The 11,200-nt window shown below is 63.0% G+C and carries 13 protein-coding genes; 6 read left to right on the plus strand and 7 right to left on the minus strand.

Annotation, left to right across the window (positions count from 1 at the left end; translation table 11 throughout):
• Positions 1 to 156 precede the first annotated feature (156 nt).
• The gene (locus RMO23_RS02110; protein WP_309678444.1) at positions 157 to 396 is read right to left on the minus strand and encodes a TIGR04438 family Trp-rich protein; all 240 of its coding nucleotides are present in this window, start codon (positions 394 to 396) and stop codon (positions 157 to 159) included.
• 140 nt (positions 397 to 536) lie between these two features.
• Between RMO23_RS02110 and RMO23_RS02115 the strand changes: the two genes are divergently transcribed.
• Positions 537 to 851 (plus strand): c-type cytochrome, encoded by a 315-nt coding sequence (locus RMO23_RS02115; protein WP_309678445.1) that lies wholly within the window; start codon positions 537 to 539, stop codon positions 849 to 851.
• 100 nt (positions 852 to 951) lie between these two features.
• Here the strand turns inward: RMO23_RS02115 and acs are convergent, their stop codons facing one another.
• Positions 952 to 2,949 carry an acetate--CoA ligase gene (gene acs, locus RMO23_RS02120; protein WP_309678446.1) on the minus strand — a complete coding sequence of 666 codons (1,998 nt, stop codon included), beginning with the start codon at positions 2,947 to 2,949 and terminating at the stop codon, positions 952 to 954.
• Positions 2,950 to 3,126: 177 nt separating this feature from the next.
• Between acs and RMO23_RS02125 the strand changes: the two genes are divergently transcribed.
• On the plus strand, positions 3,127 to 3,738 hold the full coding sequence (locus RMO23_RS02125; RefSeq protein WP_309678447.1) for a YqhA family protein: 612 nt from the start codon (positions 3,127 to 3,129) through the stop codon (positions 3,736 to 3,738).
• A 34-nt stretch (positions 3,739 to 3,772) separates the two neighbouring features.
• Here the strand turns inward: RMO23_RS02125 and fumC are convergent, their stop codons facing one another.
• From fumC to RMO23_RS02145, 4 genes are all read right to left on the minus strand, one after another.
• Entirely contained in the window at positions 3,773 to 5,161 is a 1,389-nt protein-coding gene (gene fumC / locus RMO23_RS02130; protein WP_309678448.1) for a class II fumarate hydratase, read from the minus strand.
• Positions 5,162 to 5,189: 28 nt separating this feature from the next.
• The gene (locus tag RMO23_RS02135; protein ID WP_309678449.1) at positions 5,190 to 5,564 is read right to left on the minus strand and encodes a GAF domain-containing protein; all 375 of its coding nucleotides are present in this window, start codon (positions 5,562 to 5,564) and stop codon (positions 5,190 to 5,192) included.
• A gap of 258 nt (positions 5,565 to 5,822) precedes the next feature.
• Entirely contained in the window at positions 5,823 to 6,110 is a 288-nt protein-coding gene (locus RMO23_RS02140; protein ID WP_309678450.1) for a putative quinol monooxygenase, read from the minus strand.
• Positions 6,111 to 6,228: 118 nt separating this feature from the next.
• Positions 6,229 to 8,565, minus strand: coding sequence for a xanthine dehydrogenase family protein molybdopterin-binding subunit (locus RMO23_RS02145; RefSeq protein WP_309678451.1), 2,337 nt, complete (start codon positions 8,563 to 8,565; stop codon positions 6,229 to 6,231).
• 91 nt (positions 8,566 to 8,656) lie between these two features.
• Between RMO23_RS02145 and RMO23_RS02150 the strand changes: the two genes are divergently transcribed.
• From RMO23_RS02150 to bfr, 4 genes are all read left to right on the plus strand, one after another.
• The gene (locus RMO23_RS02150; RefSeq protein ID WP_309678452.1) at positions 8,657 to 8,857 is read left to right on the plus strand and encodes a TerB family tellurite resistance protein; all 201 of its coding nucleotides are present in this window, start codon (positions 8,657 to 8,659) and stop codon (positions 8,855 to 8,857) included.
• 254 nt (positions 8,858 to 9,111) lie between these two features.
• Positions 9,112 to 9,660: a peroxiredoxin gene (locus RMO23_RS02155; protein ID WP_309678453.1), complete on the plus strand. Its 549-nt coding sequence runs from the start codon at positions 9,112 to 9,114 to the stop codon at positions 9,658 to 9,660.
• A gap of 132 nt (positions 9,661 to 9,792) precedes the next feature.
• Positions 9,793 to 10,314: a carboxymuconolactone decarboxylase family protein gene (locus RMO23_RS02160; RefSeq protein ID WP_309678454.1), complete on the plus strand. Its 522-nt coding sequence runs from the start codon at positions 9,793 to 9,795 to the stop codon at positions 10,312 to 10,314.
• Between the two features lie 124 nt (positions 10,315 to 10,438).
• Positions 10,439 to 10,915, plus strand: coding sequence for a bacterioferritin (bfr, locus tag RMO23_RS02165; RefSeq protein ID WP_309678455.1), 477 nt, complete (start codon positions 10,439 to 10,441; stop codon positions 10,913 to 10,915).
• A gap of 83 nt (positions 10,916 to 10,998) precedes the next feature.
• On the opposite strand, the gene RMO23_RS02170 is transcribed toward bfr, so the two are convergent.
• Positions 10,999 to 11,200, minus strand: a 202-nt coding sequence (locus RMO23_RS02170) for a hypothetical protein (RefSeq protein ID WP_309678456.1), incomplete at its 5' end; no start/stop codon positions are given.

An 11,200-nucleotide genomic window follows, 5' to 3' on the forward strand; every position in this document is an offset into this window, starting at 1 on the left:
GTTTGCCTTCAATGCCTCCAGCGCCAGCAAGGGCGCGGTGCTGGACGACTATTGATGCTTTTGCTTGAAATGTAAGCCCAGGAGCCCGTGCGTCACAGACTTCACGGGCTCTTTACCTTGGGCGTCCAGCCACCCGTTGCAGGCTTGAACCGGGGTCTATTTTCGTTTCTTCAGCATGCCCAGCGCATCGCGCTGCTTGTCAATGCGCTCCTGCTTGCGCTTGTCCATCTTCTCGACCTCCTTGCGCTTGGTGTAGCCGGTGGCGTCGGCCCAGGCCCACCAGACCACGGCCAGCGCGAAAGGCGACAGCACAACCAGCCAGTTCCAGCTGGCAACCGGGGCAATCTCCAGGTATTTCAGCAGCAGGCCGGCGATTCCGATTAACAACAAATACATCTGTAACTTCCGAAGATTAGTGTCAGCCAGCAAGGGAGTCCCTTCGAGCAAGGGTCAACCGTCGCCCCTACAATGACGTTAAACGACTGTAACCGAATCCCGTCATTCATCCTGACCCATCACCCCCACGAGGAAGCCTCATGAAACGTATTCTTTTTGCCATCGCCTGCGTGACGACCGGTTTTGTCGTATCGACCCCGGCCCTGGCCGACCTGAAGCTGGCCACCGACAAAAACTGCATGGCCTGCCATTCGGTGGACAAAAAGCTGGTGGGGCCTTCGTACAAGGACGTGGCCGCCAAATACGCCGACCAGAAAGACGCCGCCGACAAGCTCGCCGCCAAGGTCATGAAGGGCGGCTCCGGTGTCTGGGGCCCCGTTCCCATGCCGGCCAATGCCCAGGTCAACGCTGACGAAGCCAAGAAACTGGTGGCCTGGATTTTGAGCCAGAAGTAACCGGCGCTCCTGCGCTGTCCTGCGCCGCCGCACAACCCGGCCACCGCGCCGGGCGCAAAAAAGCCCGTCCATGGACGGGCTTTTTGCTGGGCGCCTGAACTTACAGGTTTTCAGACAGCTGATCGAGGATGGCGGGGTTTTCCAGCGTGGAGGTGTCCTGCGTGATCGCCTCGCCCTTGGCAATACCGCGCAGCAGGCGGCGCATGATCTTGCCGCTGCGGGTTTTGGGCAGGTTGTCGCCAAACCGGATGTCTTTCGGTTTGGCGATCGGGCCAATCTGCTTGCCGACCCAGTCGCGCAGTTCCTTGGCAATGGCCTTGGCCTCGTCACCCGTGGGGCGTGAGCGCTTGAGCACCACAAAAGCCACAATCGCCTCGCCCGTCAGGTCGTCGGGGCGCCCCACCACGGCGGCTTCAGCCACCAGCGTCGAATGCGCCACCAGGGCCGACTCGATTTCCATCGTGCCCATGCGGTGGCCCGACACGTTCAACACGTCATCAATCCGGCCGGTGATGCGGAAGTAACCGTTGTCAATATTGCGTACCGCACCGTCGCCGGCCAGGTAAATCGTGCCGCCCATTTCTTCCGGGAAGTAGCTCTTCTTGAAACGCTCGGGGTCGTTCCAGATGCCGCGAATCATGGACGGCCAGGGGCGTGTCACCACCAGCAAGCCACCCGAGCCGTTGGGCAGGTCCTTGCCGGTCTCGTCAACGATGGCAGCCATGATGCCGGGCAGCGGCAGGGTGCAGCTACCGGGCACCAGCGGCGTGGCGCCGGGCAGCGGCGTGATCATGTGGCCACCCGACTCCGTTTGCCAGAAGGTGTCCACGATGGGGCAGCGCTCGCCGCCAATATGCTTGTAGTACCACATCCAGGCTTCCGGATTGATCGGCTCGCCGACGGTACCCAGAATGCGCAGACTGCTCAAATCCGAGCGGGCCGGGTGTACTTTTTCATCCCCTTCCGCGGCCTTGATGAGCGAGCGGATGGCGGTGGGCGCGGTGTAGAAAACGGTGACCTTGTGGCGCTCGATCATCTGCCAGAAGCGGCCCGCGTTCGGGAAGGTGGGAATACCTTCAAAGATCACCTGGGTGGCGCCGGCCGCCAGCGGGCCGTAGGCGACGTAGGTGTGGCCGGTGATCCAGCCGATGTCGGCCGTGCACCAGAAAATGTCATCGGGCTGGATGTCAAAGGTCCAGTCCATGGTCAGCTTGGCCCACAGCAGGTAGCCGCCGGTGCTGTGCTGCACGCCCTTGGGTTTGCCGGTGGAGCCCGAGGTGTACAGGATGAACAGCGGGTGCTCGGCGCCGACAAATTCAGGCTCGCACACCGGCGCCGCCTTGGCGGTGACCTCATGCATCAGGCTGTCGCGTCCGGCCACCATGTCGCAGGCGGTGGCCGTGCGCTGGTAGACGATGACGTTTTTGATCGATTCGCAGCCACCCATTGCAATGCCTTCGTCCACGATGGCCTTGAGCGGCAGTTCCTTGCCGCCGCGCAACTGGTAGTTGGCGGTGATGACGGCCACGGCGCCGGCATCCTGAATGCGCTCCTGCAGGCTCTTGGCCGAAAAACCGCCAAATACCACCGAGTGGGTGGCCCCTACGCGGGCGCAGGCCTGCATCGCCACCACACCCTCCACCGTCATCGGCATGTAGATGACAACGCGGTCGCCCTTCCTGATGCCCATGGCTTTCAGGGCGCTGGCAAACTGGCTGACCTTGGCGTGCAGTTCCTTGTAGGTGACGCTGGTGACCTGGCCGTCATCGCCCTCGAAAATAACGGCTTTCTTGTTCTCGGTCGGCGTGCCCAGATGGCGGTCCAGGCAGTTGTAGGAGGCGTTCAGTTCACCATCGGCAAACCACTGGTAAAACGGCGCGTTCGACTCATCCAGCGTCTGGGTGAAGGGCTTTTTCCAGCTCAGGTTGTCACGCGCCAGTCGGGCCCAGAACCCTTCGAAATCCTTGTCGGCCTCGGCGCACAGTGCGTTGTAGGCAGCCATGCCGGAGATGCGCGCCGCCTTGACGGTGGCGGGGCTGGGCGGGAAGATGCGGTTTTCTACCAGCACGGACTCGATGTTGGACGTGGGGGCGCTCATTGGACTTGTCTCCTGTAGGTCATAAAAGGCGGGTGCATTGCGTGGTAATGTCATCCCTCGCACTTACAAGCCACTGACTGGCTTGAACCTTACCATTTTCGGATTTCGGCCACTGCGAGTCATGCCGGGCATTGCCTGCCTTCTACAATTCTGCAATCTTTTCAGTCTTTCTCCAATATGTCCGAACCCGCACCGTCCAACCCATCCATTCCCCGCCCTCTTCGACCGCTACCCAACCTGATTTTTGCCAGCCGCTGGCTGCAACTGCCGCTGTACCTGGGCTTGATCGCCGCGCAGGCGGTGTACGTTGTTCACTTTCTGGTCGAGCTGTGGCACCTGATCGAGGCGGCCTTTGGCAGCCAGACCGCGCTGCAGGCGCTGATCACCAGCATTGGCTACAAGACCGCCACGCCGATCGTCACCCTCAATGAGACGGTCATCATGCTGGTGGTGCTGGCGCTGATCGACGTGGTCATGATTTCCAACCTGCTGATCATGGTAATTGTGGGCGGCTACGAAACCTTTGTCAGCCGCATGGACCTGGAAGGTCACCGCGACCAGCCCGAGTGGCTGAGCCATGTGAATGCCTCGGTGCTCAAGGTCAAGCTGGCCACGGCCATCATTGGCATCAGCTCGATCCACCTGCTGAAAACCTTCATCAACGCCGACAACTACAGCGACCGGGTGCTGATCGCGCAGACGGCGATCCACATCACCTTTTTGCTGTCAGCCCTGGCGATTGCCTACACCGACAAGGTGATGTCGGCGATTGCCGCCGAAAAGCACTGAACAGGTTGAACGGTATTGAACGGCACGCTGCCGTTCAACCCGCGCCTACCATGTCGCCCGGCACCACCCACTGGTCAAACTGTTCGGCCGTGACGTAGCCCGACGCCAGCGCGGCCTCGCGCAGGGTACTGCCCTCCTGGTGCGCCTTCTTGGCGATGAAGGCGGCCTTGTCGTAGCCGATATGCGGATTGAGCGCCGTCACCAGCATCAGCGAACGGCCCAGCAGCTCGGCAATGCGCTCGCGGTTCGGCTCAATGCCCACCGCGCAGTGGTCGTTAAAACTCAACATGCCATCAGCCAGCAGCCGCACGCTCTGCAAGAAATTGTGCGCGATCAGGGGCCGGAACACATTGAGTTCAAAGTTGCCCGATGCACCGCCAAAGTTGATGGCCACGTCATTGCCAAACACCTGGCAGGCCAGCATGGTGAGCGCCTCGCACTGGGTCGGGTTGACCTTGCCCGGCATGATGGACGAGCCGGGCTCGTTCTCGGGCAGGCTCAGCTCGCCAATGCCGCTGCGCGGGCCGCTGGCCAGCCAGCGCACGTCGTTGGCGATCTTCATCAGGCTGGCCGCCAGGGTTTTGAGGGCGCCATGCGCATGCACCAGCGCGTCGGCCGAGGCCAGCGCTTCAAACTTGTTGGGTGCGGTGACAAAAGGCAGATGCAGCAGGCTGGCCAGCTCGGCCGCGACCTGAACCGCATACCTCGGCGGCGCGTTCAGGCCCGTGCCCACTGCCGTGCCGCCCAGCGCCAGCTCATAAAGATGCGGCAGCGTGGCGCGCACATGCTTTTCACCGTGCTCGAGCTGAGCGACGTAGCCCGAGAACTCCTGGCCCAGCGTCAGCGGCGTGGCGTCCTGCAAATGGGTGCGGCCGATCTTCACGATGCCGTCAAAGTCATGGGCTTTTTGCGCCAATGTGGTGCGCAGCGTGGCCAGGGCGGGCAGCAGCCTGTGCGTGATGGCCGCCACGGCCGAAACATGCATGGCGGTGGGGAAAACGTCATTGGACGACTGGCTGCGGTTCACGTCGTCATTGGGATGCACCCGCCGGCTCTCGCCGCGTTCACCGCCCATCAGTTCGCTGGCGCGGTTGGCCAGCACCTCGTTGACGTTCATATTGGTCTGGGTGCCCGAACCGGTTTGCCAGACCACCAGCGGAAATTCGTCGGCATGCCGGCCGGCAATCACCTCGTCGGCGGCCGCCACAATTGCTTTGGTTTTGGCTTCGTCGAGCAGGCCGAGGGCCTGGTTGACACGCGCCGAGCAGCGTTTGATCTGGGCCAGCGCGCGGATGATCTCGCGCGGCTGCTGTTCGCCGGAAATATCAAAGTTCTGCAGGGAACGCTGGGTTTGCGCCCCCCACAGCCTGTCGGCCGGCACGTCGATCGGGCCAAAGGTATCGAATTCGGTGCGTGTCGTCATGGCTTGACAAAGGCGTTTCGCCCCCCGTTTAGAGATAAGCAGAGAGCACCCGCGCCGCCTTCTGCATGAACTCGAATTCCTCGTCCGAAAGGCTGCGCGGCACGAAATCGAAGTGGCACAGCGAGCCAAACAGCTCGCAATTCTGGCCCACCAGCGGAATACCGTGATAGGCCACCACCACGCCCTTGAAGGGGCTGCCGTCGACGCGCGAATCGTCGCGGGTGTCGCTGCTCAGGAAGGCGCCGTCACGCAGCGCGTGCTGGCAGAAACTGTCGCCCAGCGGCACCACGCCCAGCGATTCGGGCAGCAAGGCGCCCTCGCGGTCATAGATGTAGATGTTGCGCACCGTCATGGCCTCTAGCCGGTAGATGGCGGTGCAGCGGTGCGCAACGCGCCGGTTCAAAAATTGCAGACCCGCAACAATTCCCTCATGACTCAGCACATGAGAAAATTCCGCAACCGGAGACGCCATCAACGCAGACGAATTCATTGAATGAAAACTATAGCGTGGCCGGGCAGCGGTAACAAGAGCTGGAGAGCTTGAGGCCAGAGGGCCGGCGCCCACCAGGTTCCCCAGGCCACCAGCACGGCTCCCCGCGCCCCGGCTGACCCAAGGCCGGCGGGGCCAGATTTTCCGCCCTGACAAACAGCGCCTGGACGCTCAGGCCAGCTTGCTATAGGCCAGGATTTCTGGCGGCGCCGCAAACAGCGGGCCGGCGGCGGCCACGGCGGCGCCCAGGTGCGGGGTGGCCATGTGGGCGTTGGCGGCGGCCTCGTCCTGCCATTGCTCCACGGTCTGAAACACATGCGGCGCGGCGGCCTGCTGGTACAGCTCGTAAGACACGCAGCCCGCCTCCTGGCGCGACTCGGCCACCAGCGTGGTCAGCAGTTGCCTGGCGGCGTCGGCGGCCTCGGGTTTGACGGTGATGCGGGCCAGAACGTAGTGCATAGGTGTCTCCTTGGAGGATTGATTTTTTCGACGGCGCCGTCATCGTACCGCGCTGGCACCCACCGTCAAAGTCTGGCTGCTAGCGGCCGGGCTTCTTCGGCTTTGGGAATGCCCAGCCTCAGCCCTGCATCAGATGCCAGAGCCGCGATGGCGCCAGCGGCATCTGCAACTGGCGCGCCTGCGCCGCCATGCCGCCTCTGGCCAGCGCGTCGGCCACGGCATTGACGACCGTGGGCCCGGCGCCTATGGTGCCCAGCTCGCCCACGCCTTTGACGCCCAGCGGGTTGTTCAGGCAGGGGGTGGACTGGTCCATTTCGGTCTTGAAGTCGGGCGCGGTGTCGGCGCGCGGCGCGGCGTAATCCATCAGGCTGCCGGTGAGGGGCTGGCCGGTTTCACGGTCGTACACCAGGTGCTCGCACAGCGCCTGGCCTATGCCCTGCACGGCGCCGCCGTCGAGCTGGCCCCGCACGATCATCGGGTTGACGACGCGGCCCACGTCGTTCACGGACGCATAGGCCACCACCGCCACATGGCCGGTCTGCGGGTCGATTTCGACTTCGCTGATGTGGCAACCATTGGGCCAGGTGGGCCCGGCCACGGTGCTGGTCGAGTCCATGAAAATACGCTGGTCGCTCTGGCGTGCCGCCAGCGCAAACAGGTCAATGCTTAAATCGGTGCCCGCCACCTTGAAGCTGCCATTGGCGTACTCGATGTCCTGCTCTGCCACCTCAAATTCTTTGGCCGCGAGTTGGCTGGCCTTGACAAGGGTGCGCTCGGCGCCGGTGCGCATGGCCGAGCCGCCGGTGAACAGCGAGCGCGAGCCGGCGCTGCCAAAGCCGTCACCCCGGTCGGTGTCGCCCAGCACCACGCGGACCTTGTCAATCGGCACGCCAAACGCATCGACCACCAGCTGCGCCAGTGTGGTGGCAATGCCCTGCCCCATGGCGTTGACGGCCGAGAAGACTTCGATCACGCCGCCAGCGAGGACGGCCACAGTCACGCGTTCTTCAAACACGTTGCCGCCGGTCCACTCCAGAAAGGTGGCAATGCCCTGGCCACGCAGCTGGCCGCGGCGCGCCGATTCGGCGGCACGCGCCTCAAAACCCTGCCAGTCGGCCAGGGCCAGGGCCTGCACCATCACCGACTCGAAGCGGCCGGTGTCGTAGGTCTGGCCCATGGGATTTTTGTAGGGCATTTGGCCGGGCTGGATAAAGTTGCGGCGACGCAGCGCGACCCGGTCGATGCCGGTTTGGCGGGCGGCTTCGTCCATCAGCCGCTCCATGATGAAGATGGCTTCCGGGCGGCCCGCACCCCGGTAGGGGCTGGTGGGCGCGGTGTTGGTCAGCACGGCCTTGAAATGAAAGTCTATGGTCTGGATGTCATAGACACTGGTCTGCACCCAGGGGCCAATCAGCAGCTGGATGGCCACGCCCGCGCCGGTGGCGTAGGCGCCCACATTGGCCAGCGTGGCCAGGCGCAGGGCCAAAATCTTGCCGTGCTCGTCCAGCGCCAGTTCGGCGTGGCTTTGCAGGTCACGGCCGTGCGTGCTGGAAATAAATTCTTCGCTGCGCTCGGCCACCCATTTCACCGGGCGCTGTAGTGCCCGGGCGCAAAAGGCCACGGCAACATCTTCCGGGTAGACCCCGGTCTTCATGCCAAAGCCGCCACCCACATCGCCCACCACGACGCGCACCGCTTCCTTGGCCAGGCCCAGCGCGTCGCACACCGAGTCGCGCACGCCGGAAGGCATTTGCGTGCTCATGCGCAGGGTCAGGCGCTGCGAAGCGCTGTCAAAAGCGGCCAGCACCGAGCGCGGCTCCAGCGTCAGCGCTGCCAGCCGCTGGTTGACCAGGTCCAGCGTCACCACATGGCGGGCGCCGGCGAAGGCTGTGGCGGCGGCCTGGGCATTGCCGTAGCGCGTCTCTGCGGCGATGTTGTCCGGGGCTTCGGGGCAGAGCGACGGGGCGCCGGGCGCCGTCGCGTCGTTCATGTCCACCACCATGGCCAGCTCGTCATAGTCGATGGCAATGGCTTCGGCCGCGTCGCGGGCTTGCTGCAGGGTCAGCGCCACCACGGCGGCCACCGCCTCGCCGACAAAACGCACGCGCTCGTGGGCCAGCGCGCGCCGGGGCGGCGTGGCGCCAGGCGAGCCGTCGGCGCGCTGGAAGCCGCTGGACCCGTGAATCGGCTTGACCCCGGCGGCCACCAGATCGGCCCCGGTGACCACCTGCAGCACACCCGGCATGGCCCGCGCTACCGTGGTGTCCACAGCCACAATGCGGGCGTGCGGATAGGGCGAACGCACAAAAAAGAGCTGGGTCTGGCCGGGCAGCGTCAGATCGTCCGTGAACTGGCCGGCGCCCGCCAGCAGCGCATCGTCTTCGAGGCGGCGAACGGCTTGCCCGCTGCCAAAGCGTGCCGGGTTGCCAGGGCCGGGTTGGGTTTCAGTCGTCACAATGTGCCCCTGAATGGTGGGCGCGCATCTACCAGGACGGTGTGCGGGCCCGAAAATGATGAGAAGCCACTATAAAGGCATCAATGCATCAATGCATCGCTGTTTGCCGACAGGCGCCACAAGGAATACACCAATCCAGCTGATTGAAACCATGTGGCAGGTGGCCTATGCCGACGCCCGGCTAGACGCCCATGAAAACCACCTGGTCAGCAAGATTGCCGGCCTGCTGCATGTCACGCACGGCGAGTACATCGGGGCCAAGCTGCGGGCCAAGGAAGCCGCCGGCCTCTGATCGGGTCCGGTCAAACGCCTCACTTGCTCTCTTTTTGATAGCTGCTTGCGCCCGTCCTGTCTGGGCTGGAACGGTATTTTGCCGTCAATAGCCGCAGAGGCCATGACAGCATTAGCCATAATCAATCAACTACGATTCATCAATAGCCTAAAATTGACTCCACTGTCAACCAAAGCACACCGCAATAGGTAGCAGACACGCGGCATCGGCCCTGCATTCGGGGCCGGCCGCACCACTTTTAAGGAAAATTTTCAATGAAAACAGTTGGCGATAAAGTCGAAGCGTTCAAGGTCACCGGCGTCAAGCCCGGCTTTAACCACCACGAGGAAAACGGCCAGTCGGCTTTTGAAGACATCACCGAGAAAAGCTTTCCCGGCAAGTGGAAGATCATCTACTTCTACCCGAAGGATTTCACTTTCGTCTGCCCGACCGAGATCGTCGGCTTTGACAAGCTGGCCAGGCAGTTTGCCGAGCGCGACGCGGTGCTGATGGGCGGCTCGACCGACAACGAATTTGCCAAGCTCGGCTGGCGCCGTGACCACAAGGACCTGAACAAGCTGGGCCACTACAGCTTTGCCGACGTGACCGGCTCGCTGGTGGACCAGCTTGGCGTGCGCGACAAGGCCGAGGGCGTGGCCCTGCGCGCCACCTTCATCGTGGACCCGGACAACACCATCCAGCATGTCAGCGTGAACAACCTGAACGTGGGCCGCAACCCCGAAGAAGTGCTGCGCCTGCTGGACGGCCTGCAGACCGACGAGCTCTGCCCGTGCAACCGCCAGCCCGGCGAAAGCACGCTGTAAAAAGCCCTGACCCACTGGCCCTGACTGCGCATGGCGCGCGGCGGGTGCCAGCGGGTTGAATCTGAAACGCTATGATTTTAATAGCTGCCTGCGCCTGTTAACTGTGGGCTGGCAGCCTCTGGAGCCTTCAAAATGGAATTTCTTCAAGCCCTCAAGGACCAGATTCCGGATTACGCCAAGGACACGCGCCTGAACCTGGACAGCGTGCTGTCGCGCTCCAGCCTGACGCCCGAAGACGCGCTGGGTTGCGCCCTGGCCGCCGCCTTTGCCACCGGCAATAGCGCCCTGGTGGCCGTGCTGCAGGCCAACACGCCCGAAGCCGAACGCCACGCCGCCCTGACCGCCGCCGCGCTGATGGGCATGAACAACGTCTGGTACCCGTTTGTCGAAATGGCCAGCGACGAGGACCTGAAAAGCCAGCGCCCAGAGTTGCGCATGAACGCCTACGCCAGCCATGGCGGCGTCAGCAAGCTCAAGTTCGAGGCCTATGCGCTGGCCGCCTCCATCGTCGGCAAATGCCACTTCTGCGTCGGCAGCCACTACAAGCTGCTCAAGGCCGAAGGCATGAGTGCGCTGCAGCTGCGCGACGTGGGCCGCATCGCCGCCGTCATCAACAGCACGGCGCAGGTGCTCCAGGCCGCCGGCCAGGCCTGATCCGGCAGGCAGGCCACAACACCCGTTCGTCGCCAAACGGGCGCCTGGGGTTATCGTTTTTTTTTGCTTGCCATCGCGGCCCGCCTGCCGACAATAAGGGCTTTCAAAACGAGAAGGATCCGCTATGAAAGGCGACGCCCAAGTCATTGCCCACCTGCAGGCCCAGCTTAAAAACGAGCTGACGGCCATCAACCAGTATTTTGTGCACTACCGTATGTACAAGCACTGGGGCCTGGACAAGCTGGCCAAGAAGGAATACGAGGAATCGATAGGCGAGATGAAGCACGCCGACAAGCTGATGGACCGCCTCTTCATGCTCGACGCCCTGCCCAATCTGCAGGACCTGGGCAAGCTGATGATTGGCGAGGACGTGCCCGAGGCGCTGGGCTGCGACCTGAAGCTGGAAACCGGCGCGCAGGCCACCATCAAGGACGGCATTGCCCACTGCGAAAGCGTGCGCGACTACGTCTCGCGCGACCTGCTGCAAACGATTCTGGACGACACCGAGGAGCACATCGACTTTCTGGAAACCCAGATCGAGCTGCTGGCCAAGGTCGGCCTGCAAAACTACCTGCAAAGCCAAATGGGCGAGTTGAGCTGAGCCGCCGTTCAGGCCTGCCGAACGGGGCCCGGTGCCCCGTTTTTTTTCGCCTGTTGCAACCACCAACGGCATTTACGCCACAGTCAGTGCCCCTGAAAGCCGGGTTTTCGAGGTTTTTTGTCAAACTTTTTTTCCATGTTATTGGGAATCATTCGCAACAACTCTAAAATAGGCAACTGAAACCACCAGCCAGCCAACTCACCCGCGTCCCGCCGGACGGCCCCGAGCACAGCCAAGCCAATTCCTGAAACCCGGTTCGCCTGCAACATGTTTGGGCGGACCCTG

Source organism: Polaromonas sp., assembly GCF_031411155.1.
Taxonomy (GTDB): Bacteria; Pseudomonadota; Gammaproteobacteria; order Burkholderiales; family Burkholderiaceae_C; genus Polaromonas.

Coding starts and splice junctions, on each gene's coding strand:
- RMO23_RS02110 (WP_309678444.1), bottom strand. CDS start 396: ATGTATTTGTTGTTAATCGGAATCGCCGGCCTGCTGCTGAAATACCTG.
- RMO23_RS02115 (WP_309678445.1), top strand. CDS start 537: ATGAAACGTATTCTTTTTGCCATCGCCTGCGTGACGACCGGTTTTGTC.
- acs (WP_309678446.1), bottom strand. CDS start 2,949: ATGAGCGCCCCCACGTCCAACATCGAGTCCGTGCTGGTAGAAAACCGC.
- RMO23_RS02125 (WP_309678447.1), top strand. CDS start 3,127: ATGTCCGAACCCGCACCGTCCAACCCATCCATTCCCCGCCCTCTTCGA.
- fumC (WP_309678448.1), bottom strand. CDS start 5,161: ATGACGACACGCACCGAATTCGATACCTTTGGCCCGATCGACGTGCCG.
- RMO23_RS02140 (WP_309678450.1), bottom strand. CDS start 6,110: ATGCACTACGTTCTGGCCCGCATCACCGTCAAACCCGAGGCCGCCGAC.
- RMO23_RS02150 (WP_309678452.1), top strand. CDS start 8,657: ATGCATCGCTGTTTGCCGACAGGCGCCACAAGGAATACACCAATCCAG.
- RMO23_RS02155 (WP_309678453.1), top strand. CDS start 9,112: ATGAAAACAGTTGGCGATAAAGTCGAAGCGTTCAAGGTCACCGGCGTC.
- RMO23_RS02160 (WP_309678454.1), top strand. CDS start 9,793: ATGGAATTTCTTCAAGCCCTCAAGGACCAGATTCCGGATTACGCCAAG.
- bfr (WP_309678455.1), top strand. CDS start 10,439: ATGAAAGGCGACGCCCAAGTCATTGCCCACCTGCAGGCCCAGCTTAAA.